This is a genomic window from Brevundimonas vesicularis, from assembly GCF_027105095.1.
GTDB lineage: Bacteria > Pseudomonadota > Alphaproteobacteria > Caulobacterales > Caulobacteraceae > Brevundimonas > Brevundimonas vesicularis_E.
Window position 1 is genome coordinate 71,863 of sequence record NZ_CP114278.1, and the last position, 20,652, is coordinate 92,514.

At 66.8% G+C, this 20,652-nt stretch carries 20 protein-coding genes; 12 read left to right on the forward strand and 8 right to left on the reverse strand.

Annotated elements, in window-relative coordinates; all coding sequences use genetic code 11:
* Positions 1-20 precede the first annotated feature (20 nt).
* Genes O2K97_RS00350 through O2K97_RS00360 form a run of 3 tightly spaced genes read right to left on the reverse strand, consistent with a single transcriptional unit; the run spans position 21 to position 3,330 of the window.
* Complete coding sequence (locus O2K97_RS00350) at positions 21-638, reverse strand: TetR/AcrR family transcriptional regulator (RefSeq protein WP_269220018.1); 618 nt, start codon at positions 636-638, stop codon at positions 21-23.
* Positions 638-2,248, reverse strand: a complete 1,611-nt coding sequence (locus tag O2K97_RS00355) for a DHA2 family efflux MFS transporter permease subunit (protein ID WP_419466071.1) — start codon at positions 2,246-2,248, stop codon at positions 638-640. The genes O2K97_RS00350 and O2K97_RS00355 overlap by 1 nt, the downstream gene beginning before the upstream one ends.
* Complete coding sequence (locus O2K97_RS00360) at positions 2,245-3,330, reverse strand: HlyD family secretion protein (RefSeq protein ID WP_269220019.1); 1,086 nt, start codon at positions 3,328-3,330, stop codon at positions 2,245-2,247. The genes O2K97_RS00355 and O2K97_RS00360 overlap by 4 nt, the downstream gene beginning before the upstream one ends.
* Before the next feature lie 121 nt (positions 3,331-3,451).
* Between O2K97_RS00360 and O2K97_RS00365 the strand changes: the two genes are divergently transcribed.
* Together O2K97_RS00365 and nth are read left to right on the forward strand one after the other, a co-directional pair.
* Complete coding sequence (locus O2K97_RS00365; RefSeq protein ID WP_269220020.1) at positions 3,452-4,768, forward strand: flavin monoamine oxidase family protein; 1,317 nt, start codon at positions 3,452-3,454, stop codon at positions 4,766-4,768.
* On the forward strand, positions 4,765-5,508 hold the full coding sequence (nth, locus tag O2K97_RS00370) for an endonuclease III (RefSeq protein WP_269220021.1): 744 nt from the start codon (positions 4,765-4,767) through the stop codon (positions 5,506-5,508). The genes O2K97_RS00365 and nth overlap by 4 nt, the downstream gene beginning before the upstream one ends.
* Here nth and O2K97_RS00375 read toward each other — a convergent pair.
* Positions 5,505-5,930, reverse strand: a complete 426-nt coding sequence (locus O2K97_RS00375; protein ID WP_269220022.1) for a MarR family winged helix-turn-helix transcriptional regulator — start codon at positions 5,928-5,930, stop codon at positions 5,505-5,507. The genes nth and O2K97_RS00375 overlap by 4 nt on opposite strands.
* 287 nt (positions 5,931-6,217) lie before the next feature.
* Between O2K97_RS00375 and O2K97_RS00380 the strand changes: the two genes are divergently transcribed.
* Together O2K97_RS00380 and O2K97_RS00385 are read left to right on the forward strand one after the other, a co-directional pair.
* Complete coding sequence (locus O2K97_RS00380; protein WP_269220023.1) at positions 6,218-7,681, forward strand: methyl-accepting chemotaxis protein; 1,464 nt, start codon at positions 6,218-6,220, stop codon at positions 7,679-7,681.
* The gene (locus O2K97_RS00385; RefSeq protein WP_269220024.1) at positions 7,681-8,133 is read left to right on the forward strand and encodes a chemotaxis protein CheW; all 453 of its coding nucleotides are present in this window, start codon (positions 7,681-7,683) and stop codon (positions 8,131-8,133) included. The genes O2K97_RS00380 and O2K97_RS00385 overlap by 1 nt, the downstream gene beginning before the upstream one ends.
* On the opposite strand, the gene O2K97_RS00390 is transcribed toward O2K97_RS00385, so the two are convergent.
* Positions 8,130-9,002, reverse strand: coding sequence for an ATP-grasp domain-containing protein (locus tag O2K97_RS00390; protein ID WP_269220025.1), 873 nt, complete (start codon positions 9,000-9,002; stop codon positions 8,130-8,132). The genes O2K97_RS00385 and O2K97_RS00390 overlap by 4 nt on opposite strands.
* A 92-nt stretch (positions 9,003-9,094) precedes the next feature.
* Between O2K97_RS00390 and O2K97_RS00395 the strand changes: the two genes are divergently transcribed.
* Entirely contained in the window at positions 9,095-10,111 is a 1,017-nt protein-coding gene (locus tag O2K97_RS00395; protein WP_269220026.1) for an adenosine kinase, read from the forward strand.
* Between the two features lie 46 nt (positions 10,112-10,157).
* Here the strand turns inward: O2K97_RS00395 and O2K97_RS00400 are convergent, their stop codons facing one another.
* Positions 10,158-11,279: an aromatic ring-hydroxylating oxygenase subunit alpha gene (locus tag O2K97_RS00400; RefSeq protein ID WP_269220027.1), complete on the reverse strand. Its 1,122-nt coding sequence runs from the start codon at positions 11,277-11,279 to the stop codon at positions 10,158-10,160.
* A gap of 124 nt (positions 11,280-11,403) precedes the next feature.
* On the opposite strand from O2K97_RS00400, the gene O2K97_RS00405 reads away from it, so the two are divergent.
* From O2K97_RS00405 to O2K97_RS00430, 6 genes are all read left to right on the forward strand, one after another.
* A complete protein-coding gene (locus O2K97_RS00405; RefSeq protein ID WP_269220028.1) occupies positions 11,404-11,616 on the forward strand; it encodes a ParD-like family protein in 213 nt (70 codons plus the stop codon).
* On the forward strand, positions 11,613-12,323 hold the full coding sequence (gene map / locus O2K97_RS00410) for a type I methionyl aminopeptidase (protein WP_269220029.1): 711 nt from the start codon (positions 11,613-11,615) through the stop codon (positions 12,321-12,323). The genes O2K97_RS00405 and map overlap by 4 nt, the downstream gene beginning before the upstream one ends.
* A gap of 88 nt (positions 12,324-12,411) precedes the next feature.
* Positions 12,412-14,451, forward strand: a complete 2,040-nt coding sequence (locus tag O2K97_RS00415) for an NAD(+) synthase (protein ID WP_269220030.1) — start codon at positions 12,412-12,414, stop codon at positions 14,449-14,451.
* 213 nt (positions 14,452-14,664) lie between these two features.
* Positions 14,665-14,889 carry an alkylphosphonate utilization protein gene (locus O2K97_RS00420; protein WP_269220031.1) on the forward strand — a complete coding sequence of 75 codons (225 nt, stop codon included), beginning with the start codon at positions 14,665-14,667 and terminating at the stop codon, positions 14,887-14,889.
* Between the two features lie 41 nt (positions 14,890-14,930).
* Complete coding sequence (locus O2K97_RS00425; protein WP_269220032.1) at positions 14,931-16,058, forward strand: CobW family GTP-binding protein; 1,128 nt, start codon at positions 14,931-14,933, stop codon at positions 16,056-16,058.
* A gap of 61 nt (positions 16,059-16,119) precedes the next feature.
* Positions 16,120-16,503 carry a VOC family protein gene (locus O2K97_RS00430; protein WP_269220033.1) on the forward strand — a complete coding sequence of 128 codons (384 nt, stop codon included), beginning with the start codon at positions 16,120-16,122 and terminating at the stop codon, positions 16,501-16,503.
* Positions 16,504-16,555: 52 nt separating this feature from the next.
* Here the strand turns inward: O2K97_RS00430 and O2K97_RS00435 are convergent, their stop codons facing one another.
* Both O2K97_RS00435 and O2K97_RS00440 read right to left on the reverse strand, forming a co-directional pair.
* Positions 16,556-17,608, reverse strand: coding sequence for a 1,9-bis(guanidino)-5-aza-nonane synthase (locus O2K97_RS00435; RefSeq protein WP_269220034.1), 1,053 nt, complete (start codon positions 17,606-17,608; stop codon positions 16,556-16,558).
* A 213-nt stretch (positions 17,609-17,821) separates the two neighbouring features.
* Positions 17,822-19,087 (reverse strand): type III PLP-dependent enzyme, encoded by a 1,266-nt coding sequence (locus O2K97_RS00440; protein ID WP_269220035.1) that lies wholly within the window; start codon positions 19,085-19,087, stop codon positions 17,822-17,824.
* 229 nt (positions 19,088-19,316) lie between these two features.
* On the opposite strand from O2K97_RS00440, the gene O2K97_RS00445 reads away from it, so the two are divergent.
* Positions 19,317-20,546 (forward strand): DUF2254 domain-containing protein, encoded by a 1,230-nt coding sequence (locus tag O2K97_RS00445; protein ID WP_269220036.1) that lies wholly within the window; start codon positions 19,317-19,319, stop codon positions 20,544-20,546.
* The last annotated feature ends 106 nt before the right edge of the window (positions 20,547-20,652 follow it).

Sequence of the window (20,652 nt, forward strand, 5' to 3'; positions counted from 1 at the left end):
ACGACTGTAGCGCGCCGGGCTCAGGAAGTCTTGGCGGCCGTGGCGGGCGGATGGGCGGCCATGAAGATGCGGGCGGCCTCTCTGGCGCGGCCTGCGCGTTTGTCGGCCTCCAGTTGCGGCACGTCCAGCATCGCGCGCAGATGGCCGTGGCCCAGCACAAGGCCGGCGAACATCTCGGCCGCCTCTTCCGGATCGGCGACGTTCATCCGCCCCAGCCGCGTCTGTTCCGACAACCAGGCGCCCAGTTCGCGCAGGCTGCGACGCGGGCCGGCCTCATAGATGGCGTGGGCGATCTCGGGCGCCTCGACCGAAACCAGGGCGACCCCGCGCATCGAGCCGACCTTGTCGGCGCTGCACACCCGGTTCAGCAGCGTCAGGGCCAGGGCCTCCAGCACCGTCTGCGGATCGCCGGCGCCGCGCAGGGGGGCGACGATATCCTCGACCCGCTTTGACGCCAGGGCCTGGGCGATCTCCAGCTTGGAGGCGAAGCGGTTGTAGACCGTCTGTTTGGAGACGCCCGCCAGTTTGGCGATCTCGTCCATCTTGGCCTGCAATCCCTTGTCGGCGAACAGGGTCGCGGCGGCGTCCAGAATCGCCTCGCTCTTCTTCTCGTCGACCTGTCCGCGACGGCGCGCCATCAATGGGCGTCCGACGGCGGGGCGCCAGCCGGGGCCTTCACCGGCTGGGCCAGCAGTGTGACGAAGGCCGCGCCCGCGCACAGGACGCCCAACAGGGCGAAGGCGTCGCCGAAGGCCATGGTCGTGGCCTGCTTCTGCAACAGGCCATAGACGGCCTTCATCGCCGAGGCGGCGGGGTCGATGGTGCCGGCGAACCTCTGGGTCATGCCGGCCATCATGTTACGTATGGCCTGGTCGCCCTGACCGATGGCGCTGGTCAGTTCGCTCATGTGCAGGGCGGTGTTGGACGTCAGGCTGGTGTTCAGGATCGCCAGGCCGAAGGCGCCGCCGACGTTGCGCGCCAGATTGACCAGGCCCGAGGCGTTCTTGACCATGTGCGGCGGCAGGGTCGCCATCGTCACCTGCTGGGACGCGATCATGGCCAGCATCGCGCCGACGCCCCGGAAGGCCTGGATCGAGGCGAAGTTCCAGAAGCCCCAGTTGTCGGTGACGACGCGCGCCTCCCACATGCCCCAGGCGCACAACATGAAACCGCCGAACATCAGCACCCGCGCATCCAGCTTGCGCACCAGTCGTCCGGCGAAGGGGCCGGTGGCGAACATGGCCAGGCCCGAGACGACCATGGTGGTGCCGACCTCGGACGACGAATAGCCCAGCACCCGGCCCAGGAAGAGCGGTAGCAGGAAGGTGCCGCCGAACAGGGCGAAACCGACGATGAAGGTCATGATGAACCCCACCAAGAAGTTGCGATTGCCAAAGGCGCGCAACTCCACGATCGGCTGGCGATAGGTCAGGGACCGCCAGATGAAGATCGGTCCGGCAACCGCCGCCACGACGGTCAAAAGCAGGATGTGGGTGTCGTCGAACCAGTCGTTCTTGGCGCCCTCTTCCAGCACGAATTGCATCGACATCAGAAAGGCGGCCATCAGGCCCAGGCCCCACCAGTCGAAGCCCTTGGCCAGCGACGGATCGCCCTTGTCGAAGTTTCCGTAGCGACCGACCAGGAACAGCACCAGCAGGCCCGGCCCGACGTTGATGAAGAACAGCCAGCGCCAGCTCAGCCACTCTGTCAGGTGCCCGCCCAGCGTGGGGCCGACGGTCGGCGCCAGGGTGACGATCAGACCCATGACGACGCTGGCGGTGACGCGCTTGTCGGGCGGAAAGGCGGTGAAGGCGACTGCGAAGACGGTCGGGATCATGGCGCCGCCCACGAAACCCTGAATGGCGCGGAACAGGATCATCATGTCGATCGACGACGACAGGCCCGTGGCGACGCTCATCAGCACGAAGCCGGCGCAGGAGACCAGAAACAGCCGCTGCGTGCCCCACAGCCGCGACAGGAAGCCCGACAGGGGGATCATCACCACCTCGGGGATCAGATAGGCGGTCTGGATCCAGCTGATCTCGTCGGCCGAGGCGCCGACCCCCGCCTGGATCTGAGGCAGGGAGGCGGCGACGATCTGGATGTCCAGAATGGCCATGAACTGGCCCACCACCATGCCGGCGAAGCCCAGCAGCAGCATGGTCCAGTTGATCTCGGGATGGCCGGCGACGGGACCCTTTTGCGCGACAGGGGCCCCGCCATCTGCGGCGGGGTTGGCGGCGGTCACTGGCCTGCGGCTCCGGTCGTCGTGGCGGCTTCCGCGAAGCTCTGGCCACCCTGGCTCTTCAGGTCGATCTTGACGTCCACCGACAGGCCCGGACGCAGGGCCAGGCTGCGGTCTGCGCCGCTGACGACGATGCGGACGGGCACGCGCTGGGTGATTTTGGTGAAGTTGCCCGTGGCGTTCTCGACCGGGATCAGGGCGAACTCGGATCCTGTCGCGGGGGCGAAGCTGTCCACGCGGCCCTCGATCTTGCGGCCGGGGAAGGCATCGGCGGAAATCTCGACGGTCTGGCCCAGACGCACCTTGTCCAGCTGCGTCTCCTTGAAGTTGGCGACGATGTAGGTGTTGGTCAGGGGCACGACCGACAGCAGTTGCGTGCCGGCGTTGACATACTGGCCGGGCCGCACGCTGCGGGCGCCGACGACGCCGGCGACCGGGGCGCGGATGACGGTGCGCTCCAGCGCGATGCGAGCCTGATCAACGACGGCGCGGGCTTGTTCGACGGCGGCGACGCTCTGCTGACGGGTCGAGCCCAGCACCCCGGCGGTGCGTTGTTCGGCGACCAGGGCGGCCTGGGCCTGCTGGACGCTGGCGGCGGCGGTGGCGGCCGAGGCGCGCTCGGTCTGGATGCGCTGCTGCGAGACCCAGCCCTGTTCGGCCAGTTTTCCATAACGATCGACCTCGGCGCGGGCCAGGCCGGCCTGGGCGTTGGCCTGGGCGACGGAGGCGGCGCGGGCGGCGATGGTGGCCTGTTCCTGCTCGGCCTGGGCGTCGACATGGTCGACGGCGGCGATGGCGGCGGCCAGATTGGCCTCGGCCTGCGCCAGTTGGGCCTTCTGGTCGGAATCGTCCAGCTTGACCAGGATCTGGCCCGCCGCGACCCGCTGGTTGTCGCCCACCAAGACCTCGGTGACCCGGCCGGACAGTTGCGGGCTGACGAGGGTAGTGTCCGCCTGGACGAAGGCGTTGTCGGTGCTTTCCCAACGCTGGCCGTTCACCCACCAGACGATGCCGCCCACGATCAGGGCCAGGCCGACGAGGGCGGCCGCGAACAGCGGCAGGCGTTTCTTGAGTTCAGGCGACATGGAAAATCCGGGGGAGGTGCGGCGTTTTGAAGCAGCGCTAAAATGGACCCCGCCGTCCAAAAATCAATAGGCGATCGGGACGGCGCCGATCACGACCGGTTTTCGTGTATGTCCTGACGCCATGAACGCCCGCATCTCCGCCTCCCAGCCGCTGCCGTCACAGGTCGATGTCGTGGTGATCGGCGCAGGCGCCGCCGGCATCGCCGCCGCGCGTCGTCTGATGCGACCCGGCGTGTCGGTTCTGGTGCTGGAGGCCCGCGACCGGATCGGCGGGCGCGCCTGGACGGTTCGGGCCGAGGGCGAAGGGTTGGACATGGGCTGCGGCTGGCTGCATTCCGCCGATGACAATGTGCTGGCGAGACGGGTCGAGGCCGAGGGGCTGACGCTGGACCAGACCCCGCCGCCCTGGCGCACCCAGGCCTTCGATCACGAGATGACCCGCGCGGATCAGGCCGAGTTCGGCGAGGCCTTCGCCGCCTTCGACCAGCGGGTGACCGAGGCGGCGGCCCTCGTCCGCGCGAGTGTGGGTGAGGATCGTCCGGCGTCGGACTTCTTCGATCCCGACTGTCGCTGGAACCCGCGCATGGACGCCATCTCGGGCGCCCTGAACGGCGCGCGGTTCGCCGAGGTGTCCAGCCTGGATTACGACGCCTATGGCGACACCGGCGTGAACTGGCGGGTGCGCGAGGGCTACGGCCGCCTGATCGCGCGGCTGGGCGAGGCTGTGTCGCCCATCACGGTCACGGACTGCGCCGTCAGCCGCATCGACCGTTCCGGACCTGTGCTGCGCCTGGAGACCAATCGCGGCGAGTTGACCGCGCGGATCGTCATCCTGACCGTGCCCAACAGCCTGATCGCCAGCGAGACGATCCGCATCGATCCCCCGGTTCCGGCCTTGCTCGAGGCGACGGCGGGCATCCCGCTGGGCCTGGCGTCCAAGGTGCATATGACCGTGCGCGGCGCCGGCGATTTCCAGCCCGACACCCAGTTGTGGACCCGCACCGATACGGCCGAGACCGGCGGCTATCACCTGCGGCCCTTCGGGCGGCCGATGATCGAGGCCTATTTCGGCGCCGACCTGGCCTGGGGGCTGGAGGCGCAGGGGCCGGCCGCCCTGTTCGACTTCGCCGTGTCCGAACTGGTCGCGGCCCTGGGATCGGACATGCGCCGCCGGCTGGAAGCGGTCGCGGTCAGCGGCTGGGGCGTCGACCCCTGGTCGCGCGGCGCCTATTCCCACGCCTTGCCGGGCCATGCGGCGGACCGCGCCAAGCTGCGCTCGTCGGTGGAGGACCGAATCTTCCTCGCCGGCGAGGCGACCGCGCCGGTCTATTACGGCACGGCCCACGGCGCCTGGATGGAGGGCGAGCGCGCCGCCGACGCCGCACTGACTACCCTGGGTCTTGACCCGCGTCGCCCCCAGGACGACAGCGAGGCATGAAGCCCGCCAAGGCCAAAAAGCCCGCCGCCAAGCCTGCCAAACGCCCGGCTGTGATGACCGGGGCGGCCATCCCCGTGCTGCGCTGGCCGCCTGACGAAGACCGCGTCGAGGCGATCTTCGAACGCCTGTTCGGCGTCATGCCGGAACCCAAGACCGAGCTGGATTTCTCCAATCCCTTCACCCTCGTCGTCGCCGTCGCCCTGTCGGCCCAGGCCACCGATGTCTCGGTCAACAAGGCGACCGAGCGCTTGTTCAAGGTCGCGGACACGCCGGAGAAGATGCTGGCCCTGGGTGAGGAAGGCCTGATCCCTTACATCGCCTCCATCGGCCTTTATCGCGGCAAGGCGCGGAACGTCATCGCTCTGAGCCGCATCGTGCTGGAGCAGCATGGCGGCGAGGTCCCACTCAACCGCGCCGATCTTCAGGCCCTGCCCGGCGTGGGTCGCAAGACGGCCTCGGTGGTGCTGAACGAACTGGGGATCGAGGCGGCCATCGCCGTCGACACCCACGTCTTTCGCGTCTCGCACCGGCTGGGGCTGGCCAATGCAGGCACGCCGGACAAGGTCGAAGCCCAGTTGTTCAAGGTCGTGCCGGAGGACTGGCTGCCCAAGGCGCACCACTGGCTGATCCTGCACGGCCGCTACACCTGCACGGCGCGCAAGCCGAAATGCCCGTCCTGCATCATCGCCGACCTGTGCCCGTCGCGGGCGAATCTGATGGCGCTGGGCGAGGGCGTCTAAGGCCGCTTCGCGCCGTCCGTCCCGTCAGCGAGCTTCTCCGCCACGGCGTTCAGAACCCGGAGCGCGGCGGCCAAGTCGTCTTGCGAAACACCATCAAACACCCTCTGCCGCATGGAGGCGGCATGCACTTCGAACGCCTGCATCTCCGCGCGACCGGCCGGTTCCATGATGATGAGCCACGACCGCCCATCACCGATCATGCGATGGCGACTGACAAAGCCGTCGCGTTCGAGCCTCTGCACCAATCGCGTCAAGGATGCGCCTGACAGCTCCATCCTGACCGACAGTTCGGAAAGCGTCAGCCCCTTTGGCTCATCGGCCAGGTGGTAGAGGACGACGATCGGCGCGCCGGTATGGCCTGCGTTCCTAAACATCTCGCCCATCCAGAGTTTCCATCGCCGCGCGGTCAGCATGACCTGCATGGCGACCTTCAGCTGTAAGGCCTCGCGCGAGAGGCTGGGCGACAAGGCGTGGATGTTGGGCACGGCGTCCTCGGAGAGCCCTCCGACGGCCCGTCGTTTGAGTGGCAACAATGAACGCAAACACGAAGACCACACCCGTCGTGGTTGAGCCTTAGCATGCTAACCAGGGCCATAGTCCTTCTAAAGGGGTTGTGTGGGATTAAGCTTGGAAAATCTATAGGGAGGCCAAGGGGATGCGCGTTTTTGGTAAGCCTCGGGACGACAGCAAGCTTGTCGAGTTGCAAGCCATGTTGGCCGCGGTTGATCGGTCTCAGGCGGTGATCCAGTTCGACCTGGATGGGACGGTGCGCGAGGCGAACGCGAATTTCCTGTCGGTCATTGGCTATGAGCTCGGCGAGATCGTGGGGCGCCATCACCGGATGTTCGTCGATCCGGCTGAGGCGCAGACGCCCGCCTATGCCGAGTTCTGGCGCCGATTGAACGCTGGCGAGTTCGTCGCCGACAAGTTCGTGCGCTACGGCAAGGGCGGCAAGCGCGTCGTGATCGAGGCGAGCTACAATCCGATCCTCGACAAGGACGGCCGCCCCTACAAGGTGGTCAAGTTCGCCATGGACGTGACTGCGGTCGAGCAGGAGCGCGAGCGCCGCGCCGAGATCGAGCGCGAGGCCGCCCAGGTCCAGGCCGCCGTCGTCGCGGGCACGGCCAAGGGCCTGTCGGCGATGGCGGCGGGCGATCTGTCCTATCGCATCCAGGATGAGTTCCCCGGCGACTACGCCGTCCTGCGCGACAACTTCAACCAGGCCATGGGCGCTCTGGACGAGGCGGTCGGGGTGATCGGCACGAACGCCGGGTCGATGCAGTCGGGCGCGCAGGAGATCAGCAGCGCCGCCGAAGATCTGTCGCGCCGCACCGAACAGCAGGCCGCCAGCCTGGAGGAAACCGCCGCCGCGCTGGACCAGATCACCGCGACCGTGCGCAAGACCGCCGAGAACGCCCAGGCGGCGGACGGGGTGGTCACCCAGGGACGCAGCCAGGCCGAGACCGGCGGCGTGGTCGTGCAGAAGGCCGTCGCCGCCATGGGCGAGATCGAACGCTCGTCCGATCAGATCAGCCAGATCATCGGCGTCATCGACGAGATCGCCTTCCAGACCAACCTCCTGGCCCTGAACGCCGGGGTCGAGGCCGCCCGTGCGGGCGAGGCCGGTCGCGGCTTCGCCGTCGTCGCCTCGGAAGTGCGCGCCCTGGCCCAGCGATCGGCGGACTCGGCCAAGGAGATCAAGACGCTGATCTCGGCCAGCTCCAGCCAGGTCAAGGACGGGGTGGTTCTGGTGCGTCAGTCGGGCGAGGCCTTGGCGGGCATTGCGGGGCGGATCGAGGAGATCACCACCCTGATGAGCGAGATCCGCGCCTCGACCCAGGAGCAGGCGGTCGGTCTGGCCGAGGTCAACACGGCGGTGAACCAGATGGATCAGGTCACCCAGCAGAACGCGGCCATGGTCGAACAGTCGACCGCCGCCAGCCTGAGCCTGAGCCGCGAGGCGGCCGAACTGGCCGAACTGGTCGGTCGTTTCGAGACCAGCCAGGTCGCCGCCAAGGCCCCCACGCCGATCCGTCAGCCCGCCGTCCAGCAGATGAAGGCGCGTGTCGAAAGCTTCGCCCGCGCCCACGCCGCCCCCGCCCGCGCCCGCATGGCCGCAGGCGGCGGACAGGCCGCCATCGCCGCCGTCCAATCCGACTGGGAGGAGTTCTGATGACGAACCAAGCCCTCGGCAAAAGAGAGCTGGTCGGTTTCCGCGTAGGGGACCAGGCCTTCTGCATCGACATCACCTCGGTGCTTGAGATCCGGGGCTGGACGGCGACCACGCCCCTTCCCGGCGCGCCGGCCTATATGAAGGGCGTCGTCAATCTGCGCGGGACGGTGCTGCCGATCATCGATCTGGCGGTCAGGCTGGGCCTGCCGACGACCGAGCCGTCCGCCCGCCACGCCATCGTCGTCGTGCGCTGCGGCGAACGCACTGTCGGCCTGCTGGTCGAAGGCGTGTCGGACATCATGCAGTTGGACGATGCGGCGCGTCAGGACCCGCCGAACATGGGCGAAGCTCAAGGCGCTGGCGTCGTCTCCGGCGTCTTCGCCGTGGACAGCGCCTTGATCAGCCTGCTCGACCTGGACAATCTGCTGCCGCCCGTGCGCGAGGCGGCTTAAGGCTCAAGCCGCGCTTTGACGGCCTCGGCGAAGCCGGCGCCATTCGCGGGGTCGTGGTCCAGGTAGAAGTCCGGTTCGATCAGTTCGGCCTCCATCAGCACCCATCGGCCGGCGTCGTCGCGGGCCATGTCGATGCGGGCATAAAGCAGCGGTTCGTCGATGGCGGCCAGCACCTGCTCGGCCAAGGCCATCGCCGCCGCATCCGGCGTCACGGCCGTATACAGGCCGCCGAACTGCACCTGGATGCGGAAGTCGCCGGCTGCCGGCCGTTTGTTGACCGCATGGCTGAACCGGCCGCCGAAGAACAGCAGCGAGGTCTCGCCCTGGGTTTCGATAGACTTCAGATAGGGTTGGATCATCGCCGCGCCCTCGGGCGCATCGCTCAACACCTCGCCTGGCATCAGGCGCAGGGTGCGAAACGCCCCGGCCGAGACGGTCGGCTTCACGATCAGCACTGGCGCGCCGGTCTCTGCGAAGGCGGCGTGCACCTGTTCCTGGGTCACGCCGTCGGTCCATCGCGTCGGCGGGATCGGCACGCCCCTGTCCGCCAGTCGCGCCAGATAGGTCTTGTCGGAGTTCCAGCGCAGCACCTCGGCCGGATTGGCGACCGCCAGGCCGGCTTCGCTCCACGTCGCGCACGCCTTCAGCCATCGCCCATGATCGCGATGATAGCCCCAGGCGATGACCGGCAGGATCAGGTCATAGGCCGCCAACCCCGACGCGTCCTCGACGTGATCGGTCCAGGGCGTGGCCGTGACCGTCACGCCCGTGCTCTCCAGCGTCGCCTTCAACCGCTCCAGCACCTCGGGCCAGCGGCCGATGTAGGATTTGTCGGCGCGATCGGGGGTCAGGACGGCGATCTGGGTCATGCAGTCCTCATACCGAAGCGACGCGCAGCATATAAGGGCTTCCTTATATGATTTCGGGTGACGTGCGGGCATTCACCAGCTAAGGCGCGACCATGACCCAGAACACCGCCCAATATGATGTCTGCGCCGTCGGCAACGCCATCGTCGATGTCCTCAGCCCCTGCGACGCCGCCTTCCTGACGGCCCAGGACCTGGTGCCCAACTCCATGCAGTTGGTCGACGCCGAACGCAGCGCCGCCCTGTATGACGCCATGGCGCCGGGCGTGGAGGCTTCGGGCGGGTCGGCTGGCAACACCGTGGCGGGCGTCGGCTCGTTCGGCGGGCGCGCGGCCTATATCGGCAAGGTCGCCGACGATACGCTGGGCCAGGTCTTCACCCACGACATCCGCGCCGCCGGCGTTCACTTCGACACGCCTGTCCTGACGGGCGGGGCGGATCAGGGCTTCGGCACCGGCCGCTGCCTGATCAATGTGCTGTCGGACGGCGCGCGCACCATGGCGACCTTCCTGGGCGCCGCAAACCAGCTGTATGCCGACGACATCGACGAGGCCCTGATCGGCGCCAGCGAGATCGTCTATCTGGAAGGCTATCTGTTCGATCCGGCGCCCGCCCGCGCCGCCTTCGAACGCGCCGCCGCCGCCGCGCACAAGGCGGGCCGCAAGGTCGCCATCACCCTGTCGGACACCTTCGTCGTCGCCCGCTGGCGCGCCGAACTGCTGGACTTCATCACCCAGTCCGCCGACATCGTCCTGGCCAACGAGGCCGAGCTGGGCGCCCTGTTCGAAACGGATGATTTCGATGCCGCCGCCGCGCAACTGGCCGCCATCGTGGAGATCGCCGCCGTCACGCGCGGCGAGCACGGCTCGGTCGTGATCAAGGGCGACGAGCGCGTCGTGGTCGCCGCCTATCCCGTCGCCAAGGTGATCGACACCACCGGCGCCGGCGACCAGTACGCCGCCGGCTTCCTGCTGGGCCTTGCGCGCGGCCTGACGTTGGATGAGGCCGGCAAGCTGGGCTCGCTGGCGGCGTCCGAAGTCATCGCCCACTGGGGCCCGCGCCCGATGGTGAAGCTGGTCGACCTGGCCAAGGAGAACGGGCTGAAGCTGTAAGACCCAGTGTCCCCCTCCCCACAAAGTGGGGAGGGGGACCACGGCGTCAGCTCTTCCACCTCAGCGTCGTCGGCTGGATCGGGTTCACGAACGCGCGGTCCTCAGCGCGGCTCTTGGCCCATTCGCGCTTCAACTGCTGATACCATTTGGCCTGTTTGTCGGCGTCGTCGATCCAGATCAGGGCGGGGTCGTAGCGCAGGCCTTCGTTCTGAAGGTTCACCATCCCGCCGTCCTGTTTCAGGAAGGCGACGACCCCCATACGCAGGAAGGGCTTGGCCAGGCCGAACACCCAGTGGTCGGACCAGAAGATCTGGGTGATCCGCGTCTTGGTATCGGTGATCGGCGTCAGGCAGGTCAGGGCCAGGACCTGTTTTTCGCCCACTTGGATATGTTCCCAGCGGAAGCCGGGCAGGCGGAAGGTGATCTCGGTCGCGGGCGCGCCGCCCAGGATCTTATAAAGGCGGCTGTTCGACGACGGGGCGTGGCGCACCATGGCCCAGCCGAACGCGGTCGGGGCGAAGGCCTTGGATTTCTCGTGCATCGAATGCTCGGACCGCCACCACCATTGCTGGTGGACGTAGGGGCCGTGGGCGGGGTCCATCAGGCCGACGACGGCGTGGTCGATGTGGCTGTCGAAATCCATCGCCTCGACCAGCTTGGCCTCGCCGCCGACCACGCCGGGGAAGAGCGGCGGCTCATGGTCCGGCTCCATCGGATTGCGGGCGTCCGACGCCATCCAGACGAAAACGATCCCTTGGCTCTCGCGCACCGGATAGGACCGCACGCGAATGCGGTTCGCCTCGAACGCCTGATCCTCGACCAGCGAAGGAATGGCGGCGCAGACGCCGTCGGGCCGGAAACGCCAGCCGTGATAGGGGCATTCGACCGTCTCGCCCTCGCCGGGCTTCTCGACCAGCTTGCCGGCCGACAGGGGTGCAGCGCGGTGGGGACAGATGTCGCGCATCGCATAGACCTGGCCCGCGCGGGTGCGGCCGATCATCACCGGCTCGCCCATGATCTCGTAGCGTTTCAGGCTGGCAGGCGCGACGTCACGGCCCAGGGCGACGAAATACCAGGCGTCGGTGACGAACCCCTTGCCGAAGGGCTGCGCGCCCGCCTTGGACGGGGCGGGTTCAGCTTGGGGCGGTGGCACAGGAGCGGCGGTCATCTGCGCTGTTTAACAGCGGCTGACAGGCGAGGCCATCATCCGAGCCGGACTCAACAATATGGCTTGTCGTTCTATCGATATAATATACGAAACGTATCTGTTGCATATATTCGGGAGCCAGCAGGTGGGCATCGTCAATATCGAGGACGAACTGCACGAGCAGCTGCGTCGCGCCGCGAAGGCGTCCTATCGGTCGATCAACGCCCAGGCGGCGTTCTGGATCAGGATTGGCATGTTGTGTGAGACGCACCCCGGCGTGACGTTCCAGGAACTGGTGGCGCGCGAGTTGCGGGCGGCGGGCGTTGATGCGTCGGTCCCCACGGACGCCGCCGCATGATCAAGACGCCGGCAGAGATCGCGCTGATGGCCGAGGCGGGGCGACTGCTGGCCTCGGTCTTCACCCACCTGGACGCGATGACGCTGGAGGGGTTGAGCACGCTGGAAATCGACCGACGGGTCGAGGCCTTCATCGTCGACGAACTGAAGGCGCGGCCGGCAAGCAAGGGTCAGTACGGCTATGGCTTCGTGCTGAACAGCGGCGACATCGTCAATCTGGACATCACACTGGAGAAGGACGGCTTCATCGCCGATTCCTCCAAGACCTATCTCATCGGATCGGTGGGACCGCAGGCCCGGCGGCTGGTGCGCACCACATATGAGGCCCTGTGGAAGGGCATTCAGGCGGTGCGTCCGGGCGCGAAGCTCGGCGACATCGGTTTCGCCATCGAAAGACACGCCAAGCAGGCCGGCTATTCAGTAGTGCGCGACTACTGCGGGCATGGCATCGGGCGCGAGATGCATGAAGAGCCGCAGGTGCTGCATTTCGGCAAGGCCGGGACCGGCGTAACCCTGCGCGAAGGCATGACCTTCACCATCGAACCGATGCTGAACCAGGGCGTGCGCACGGTCCTGACCGAGGACGACGGCTGGACCGTGGTCACCTCCGACGGAAAACTGTCGGCCCAATTCGAACATACGGTGGCGGTGACGAAGGACGGTGTACGGGTCCTGACCCTGAGGCCGGACGAGAAGCGGGGCGCATAGGCGCGCGAAGGAGAGTTTCCGTCCCTTCATCATTCGCGCCTATATGAAGGCCGACGACCGGCGCGGGCCGGGTGATGCGGACGATCCGATGGCTGATGCTCTGTTCCATTCTCCCAAGACCCACGGCTTTGTGCGCGTGGCGGCGGCGACGCCGGTCAGCCATCCGGGCGACCCCAGGGCGAACGGGCAAGAGCACGTCGCGCTGATCCGTCAGGCGGGCGAGCAGGGCGTGGACCTGATGGTCTTTCCCGAGCTGTCGCTGTCGGCCTACGCCATCGACGATCTGCATATGCAGGCGGCGCTGCTGGACGAGGTCGAGCGGCAGATCGCTGTGGCAGCCGAGGCGACGGCCGAGGCGGGCGTCGTGGCGGTGGTCGGGGCGCCGATCCGCAACGGCGACGCCCTGTATAATTGCGCGGTGGTGATCGGGTCCGGCGAGGTGCTGGGGGTCGTGCCCAAGACCTATCTGCCCAACTACCGCGAATACTATGAGAAACGCTGGTTCGCGCCGGCGACGGCGCGGGCCGAGGACGTGATCGCGCTGAACGGCGAGACGGCGGACTTCGCGCCGGGTCTGTTGTTCGAGGCCGTCAATCGGCCGGGCTTCGTCTTCTCGGTCGAGATCTGTGAGGACTATTGGGCGCCGCTGCCGCCCTCGACGAGGGCCGCATTGGCGGGCGCGCGGATCCTGCTGAACCTGTCGGCGTCCAACATCGTCATCGGCAAGGCGGACGAGCGGGCGATGCTGAGCGCCAGCCATTCGGCGCGAACGCTGTCGGCCTATGTCTTCGCCGCCTCTGGCTGGGGCGAGAGCACCACCGACCTGGCCTGGGACGGTCAGGCGACGATCCATGAACTGGGGTCCAAACTGGCCGAAGGCGAGCGGTTCGCCCTGGAGAGCCATCTGACGATCGCCGATGTGGACGTGGACCGGATCGGACTGGACCGGTTGCGCAACGGCACCTTCGCCGAGTGTGCGAGAAACGAAGGCGAGCCGGCGACGGTCGTGCCGTTCATGGCGCGCGAGGATCCTGAGGCCAGCGAGCTGATCCGGCCGCTGGACCGGTTCCCCTTCGTGCCGGACGACGCCGGGCGGCTGGATCAAGACTGCTACGAGGCGTTCAACATCCAGGTTCAGGGGCTGATGCGCCGGATGACGGCGACCGGCGCCAGGTCGCTGGTGATCGGGGTGTCCGGGGGGCTGGATTCGACCCAGGCCCTGCTAGTGGCCTGTCGCGCCTTCGACCGGCTGGATCTGCCGAGGACGAACATCCTGGCCTTCACCATGCCGGGGTTCGCGACCTCGGACGGGACCAAGTCCAATGCCTGGGCCCTGATGAAGGCGCTGGGCGTCACGGGCGCCGAGATCGACATCCGCCCCGCCGCCGAACAGATGTTCCGGGACATCGGCCACCCCTATGCCGAGGGGCAGCCGGTTCACGACATCACCTTTGAGAACGTGCAGGCGGGCCTGAGGACCGACTATCTGTTCCGGCTGGCGAACCAGCACAAAGCTTTCGTCCTGGGGACCGGCGACCTGTCGGAACTGGCGCTGGGTTGGGCCACCTATGGCGTCGGCGACCATATGAGCCACTACAACGTCAACGGCGGGGTGGCGAAGACGTTGATCCGGCACCTGATCCGCTGGGTGGCGGCTGGCGACCTGATCGGCGCGGGCGCGCGCGACACGCTGCACGCCATTCTGGACACCGAGATTTCGCCCGAGCTGGTGCCGGCCAAGGATGGGGTGATCCAGTCGACGGAAGGGACCGTCGGACCCTATGCGCTGAACGACTTCTTCCTGTTCTACATCAGCCGGTTCGGGATGGCGCCGTCCAAGGTCGCCTTCCTGGCGCATCAGGCCTGGAGCGATGCGGGCGCAGGGCATTGGCCGGCGAATACGCCGGACGACGAGAAGGTCGAATACGATCTGGCGACGATCAAGGGCTGGCTGCGGAAGTTCCTGATCCGCTTCTTCCAGACGGCCCAGTTCAAGCGTTCGGCCCTGCCGAACGGGCCCAAGGTCGTCACCGGCGGATCGCTGTCGCCGCGCGGCGACTGGCGCGCGCCGTCGGACGGCAATGCGCGGGTCTGGCTGGATGAACTCGACGCGAACGTGCCGGACTGACTGTCTCCTCCTCATCGCAGATGGGGAGGTGGGTCGGAGCGCAGCGGAGAGACGGAGGGGCTTTCACCGCGCGAAGGACCGACGTCGGTGGGGCTTCGAGAGCCCCTCCACCGCTTCGCGGTCCCCCTCCCCATCTGCGATGGGGAGGAGACGTTATGAATAGCCGCATATTTAGCATGGATATTCGCCCACCCGGACGCTAGAAGCTTGGCCATGACCGATGACGTGACCAAAGATTCCAACGGCAATATCCTGGCCGACGGCGACAGCGTGACCCTGATCAAGGACCTGAAGGTCAAGGGATCGGGCGGGGTGACGCTGAAGCGCGGGACGCTGGTCAAGAACATCCGCCTGACTGGCGATGCGGACGAGATCGAGGCCAATGTGGAGAAGGTGCGCGGCCTGGTCCTGCGCACCGAGTTCGTGAAGAAGGCCTGACCCTCTTCCCTTCGCGCGATGCAGCCGCCATCTAGCGGCCTATGACCGACACCCTCGCCGCCCCGACCTCGACTGCCGCAACGAACGGCAAGATCCCCGTCACCGTCCTGACCGGCTATCTCGGCGCGGGCAAGACGACGCTGCTGAACCGCATCCTGACCGAGGATCACGGCAAGCGCTACGCCGTCATCGTCAATGAGTTCGGCGAGATCGGCATCGACAACGACCTGGTGGTCGGCGCCGACGAGGACGTGTTCGAGATGAACAACGGCTGCGTCTGCTGCACGGTACGGGGCGACCTGATCCGTGTGGTCGCCGGCCTGATGAAGCGCCAACGTCCGGGAAAGCCGGCTTTCGACGCCATTATCGTGGAGACAACGGGCCTGGCCGATCCCGGTCCCGTGGCCCAGACCTTCTTCGTGGACGAGGACGTCAAGGCCAAGACGCAGCTGGACAGCGTCACGACCCTGGTCGACGCCAAACACGTGATGGCGCGTCTGGACGACTCCAAAGAGGCGCGCGAGCAGGTGGCTTTCGCCGACCGGATCATCCTGAACAAGGTCGATCTGGCGACGGCTGACGAACTGGACGCGGTCGAGGCGCGTCTGCGGGCGCTGAACCCGCTGGCGCCCGTCGTGCGGGCCGAGCGGTCGAACGTGCCGCTAGATCAGGTGCTGGGCCTGGGCGCCTTCGATCTGGAGCGCATTCTCGAGGTCAAGCCGGACTTCGTGAACCCGCCGCACGGCGCGGACGGCCATGTGCACGACGAGCACTGCGGTCATGACCACGACCATGATCACGGGCACGACCATCATCACCACGATCACGATCACGGCGCCCATTCCCACGGAGTCAGGGGTCACGCCCACCAGGACGACATCAAGGGCATCTCCCTGTCTCTGGATCGGCCGCTGGACGGGGCCAAATTCACTGCCTGGCTGGACCGGTTGCTGGGCGAGCAGGGTCAGAACATCCTGCGCGCCAAGGGCATCATCGACGTGAAGGGCGAGAACCGCCGCCTCGTCTTCCAGGCCGTGCACATGATCCTGGAAGGCGATCTGCAACGCGAATGGGGCGCCGCCGAACGCCGCTGGAGCCGGGCGGTCTTCATCGGCCGCGATCTGAACGATACCGAACTGCGCCAAGGGTTTGAGGCCTGTGCGGCCTAAAGTTCTTGCTTTGTTCTGATTCGTACACAAGGATGGACGTCTCACCGATGAGGAGACGTCAATGCAGCCCTATCTTACCCTTGGCGTGAAAGACGCCGACGCTGCCAATGCCTTCTACGACGCCGTTATGTCCACGGTCGGCTGGAGCAGCCATGTGAGTTTTCCGGGCTGGCGCGCCTATTCGGCCGGAGGAGCCGGCGAAGGATTCACCGTCTGGATCTGCCAGCCCTTCGACGGTCAGCCGGCGACGGCCGGCAACGGAACCATGCTGGGGCTGCCGGCGTCGTCGCGCGAGGCGGTCGAGGCCTTCCATGCCGCCGCCATGGCTCACGGCGGGACTGACGAGGGCGAGCCGGGCCATCGGCCGCATTATGGACCGGACTGGTTCGCCGCCTATGTCCGCGACCCGTCCGGCAACAAGATCGGCGCCATCTTCAACGGCTGACTATGCCGGCTTCCTTCTCCCTTTTGGGGAGAAGGAAGCCGACGAGTAAGTCTTACTTCTCGAACAGCTTGTTCCAGCGGCGCTTGTCGCGGGCCTTCCAGGCTCCGCGGTGGTAGGCGTCGGAGCCGATCAGGGGGACGACCGTGGTGGCCTCGGCGAAGACCATCTGTTCGTGAGTGGTCTGGACCTTGCCCCAGGAGGCTGCCTCTTTCAGCGTCGAGGACGAGCAGGCGCCGTCACGCACGTCAGCGACGGTGATCTGGACCGCATAGCGGTGCATCTCGGCCTCGACGCCCAGGATCTCGGCGCAGACGACCGTGTCCTGGGCGAAGTTCTTGGGCACGCCGCCGCCGACCATGAACAGGCCGGTGACGCCGGCGGCGATCTTGATGTCGGTCAGTTCGCGGAAGTCGGCGATGGCGTCCAGCATCAGATAGGGCTGGCCGGCGGCGGCCCGTTCCTTCTGGTGCTTGACCAGACCAAAGCCGGCCGAGCTATCGACGAAGGCCGGGCAGAAGATCGGCACGCCCTCTTCATAGGCGGTCTGGATCAGCGAGCCGGGCTTCTTGGCGTTACCCTCGCTCAGCCACTTGCCCATCTCCCAGATGAATTCGCGGCTGGAATAGCCGCGCGGCTCCAGCCGGTTGGCGATCTCCAGGATGGTGTGGTCGCAGGCCTGGAGCTCTTCCTCGTCGATGTAGGTGTCGTAGATCCGGTCGATGTAGTTGTCGCGCAGGACGTTGTCGTCCACCTCGCCGGCCGCCTGATAGTGTTTGAAGCCCAGAGCCTCGAAGAAATCCATGTCGACGATCGAGGCGCCGGTGGCGACCACGGCGTCGACCATGCCGAACTTCACCATGTCGCGGTAGACGTGCATGCAGCCGCCGGCCGAGGTCGAACCGGCCAGGATCAGCCAGGGCGAGCAGTCCTTGTCCTCGATGGCCATCGAGAAGATGTCCGCAGCGCGGGCGGTGTCGCGCGACGAGAAGGACATCTTGCGCATCGAGTCGATGATCGGGCGCGCGTCGAAGCTGGTGATGTCGACGTGCTCGACGACATTCTGCAGCAGTTGGGCCTTGGCGTTGGACGAAACGGGTGCGTTCATTTCGGCGGTTTCCCTGTGATTTGAGCGCCCGTCGAACAAGCAGACGTGCCGGGACGGAGCGACCGACAGGACCGATAGACGCCCGACCTTCGGCCGTCACCCTCGGACTTGATCCGAGGGTCGGACGTTCCGCCGCGCGCTCCTCGCAAGGAAGACGCAGAGCGGCCGATCCTCGGGTCGAGCCCGAGGATGACGATTACAGGTGCGGGCGTCCTACTTCCGGCGCGACTTGCGCTGACCGGCTTTACCCTTGGGGCGTGACAGGCGCACGACCTTACGGGCGTTCTCCTCCGCCGTGGTGCGCACGGTGGGGATGGAACGTGGAGCCAGACCGTACAGCGAGGCCATCGGGGCGTCCTCGACCGCGGCGATGTCGTGTTCGCCATAGCCGTTGAAGCCCGTCGACATGGCCACGCCGTAGGCGCCCAGCATGCCGATCTCGATGAAGTCGCCTTCGCGCACATCGGCCGGCAGCCAGAAGGGCCCCGGCATATGGTCGATGGAATCGCAGGTCGGGCCGTAGAACTGGAAAGCCTTCAGCTCGCCCGCGCTTTCACCGTCCCGCACCAGCTTGGTCGGGAAGGGCCAGCGCGAATGGGTCGCGTCGAACAGCGAGCCGTACGAGCCGTCGTTCAGATACAGGGCGTCGCCCTTGCGCAGGTCGACACGGGCCAGGATCGACGAGCTTTCGGCGACCAGCGCCCGGCCGGGCTCGCACCACAGCTCGGTCGTTTCCGACACCGGCATCTCGTTGAAGCCGCGATGGATGGCGTCGGCATATTCGCTCATGTCCGGCGGAACCATGCCCGGATAGACGGACGGGAAGCCGCCGCCGACATCGACGATATCGACGATCACGCCCGCACGGCTGATCGACCGGCCGACCTGGGCCATGGCGGCCTGATAGGCGGTCGGGCGCATGCACTGGCTGCCGACGTGGAAGGAGACGCCCATCAGGCCGTCCTTGACCGCCTGGCGCGTCGCCATCAGCAGGGCCGGCGCCTGATCCGACGACACGCCGAACTTGCCCGACAGCGTATAGGCGGCGCCGTCGGCCGAGACGGCCATGCGCACGATCAGGTTCAGGTCGTCCGCGCCGCCGGTGGCGTCGAGAATCTTGTTCAGCTCATCGACGCAGTCGAGCGAGAATGTGCGCACGCCGTGATCGAAATAGGCCTTGGTGATCGCAGAGCGGCTCTTGACCGGGTGCATGAAGGCCAGGCGCACGTCATGGCTGACCGAGCGAACCAGCTCGATCTCGGCGATGGACGCCACGTCGAAGCCGCGAACGCCGGCCTCAATCAGGGTTTCGACGACCCAGCGCGAAGGGTTGGCCTTCACAGCGTAGAAGACGTCGGCCTTTAGATTATCCTGGAACCAGCGCGCCGCTACGGAAACCGAACGCGGCCGCACGAGGGCGACGGGACGTTCAGGGGACCGCTCACGGACCAGGTCCAGGGGAAGCTGATACGTGCGCAATTCACGTAACCCCCTGCTAATTGTTAAACCCAGACCGGCGTTAGCGGCGCAGACAGGACCTACGGGGTCCGCCGGAGAGCGCGATATGGGGACGCGCGACTGTCATGTAAAGAGGTTTTTTCGTGGCGGGGCCTAGGTTTGGCTGTCACAAATCCCCCCTGCGCCCTCCACGACACGATCTAGCGGCAACCTTGACCTTTCTATGCCGTTGCCATGGTCGGAGGGTTTCATGAACCGATGGCTGTTCTTTTGGCGCAAGATGCAGCGTCAGCTGTGGGTGCGCGCCACGGCCTATGCCGCCGCAGGCGTCGCCGCAGCCTTGCTGGCAGCCGCCCTGGCCCCCTGGGTGCCGCAGGAGATGGCCGAGCGTCTGGGCGGCGAGTCTGTAGAATCGATCCTGACGATCCTCGCGTCCAGCCTGCTGGGCGTGGCGACCTTTTCGGTCGGCGCCATGGTTACGGCCTATACGTCGGTGTCGTCGGCGGCCAGTCCGCGTGTGGCGGCCTTGGTCACCAGCGATGACGAGACCCAGAAATCGCTGGCGACCTTTGTTGGAGCGTTCCTCTACGCCATCGTCGCCGTCACCGCGATCAACGCCCATTATTACGGCCAGAACGGCCGGGCGATCCTGTTCCTGATCAGCCTAGCCATGGTGGGTCTGGTGGCGTTTCGCCTCCTGGCCTGGATCAACCGTCTGTCCAGCCTGGCGCGGGTCGGTCACATGATCGATCTGGTCGAGGCCCGGGCGCGCGAGGCGTTGGAGCAGCGACGCGACAATCCGTTTCTGGGCGGGCGCGCAGGCCGTCTTGAAAACGGCGCAGAGGTGACGGCGCCGGAAACCGGCTACGTCCAGAACGTCGATCCCGATCGCCTGCAAGCCATGGCCGAGAAACGAGAGTGCCAGGTCGAGGTGGTCGCCGCGCCCGGCGCCTTCGTGCGACGCGGCGAGGTCCTCGCCCGGGTGAGTCTGCCGGCCTGCGACAAAGAGGCCCAGGACGCCTTCTGCTCCGCCTTCGCGATCGGAGACTCGCGCTCCTATGATCAAGACCCGCGCTTTGGCCTGATCGTTCTGGGCGAGATCGCCGCCAAGGCTCTGTCGCCTGGCGTCAACGATCCCGGAACGGCCATTCAGGTGGTGTCGACCGGCGTGAGGCTGATGGACATCTGGGCCCGCGAGCGCGGGGAAGACGAGAAGCGGACCCTGCGCGATCGCCTGATGATGCCGGGCGTGTCGGATGATGACCTACTCGACGATCTGTTCGGTCCCATCGCCCGCTATGGGGCCGGCGACGTTGCGGTGGCCATCAGATTGCAAAAGGGGCTGAGGGCGCTGGCCTCGATCCCTTGTCTGGCCGCGCCGGTCCGGACAATGGCCGATCAAGCGCTGGAGCGATCGCGCGCCGCCTTGCCGATTCCGGCGGACTACGCCCGGGTGAAGGGTGCGGCGGAAGGCTCCTGAAGCGCTCGGGTCTGGACGAGATTGCGCCCGACGTGCGATTAGGACTTGCCCGAGCGCGATTTCAGCTTATTGCGGCGCCCCTTCGCCATAGCCTCCTAGCGAGTTC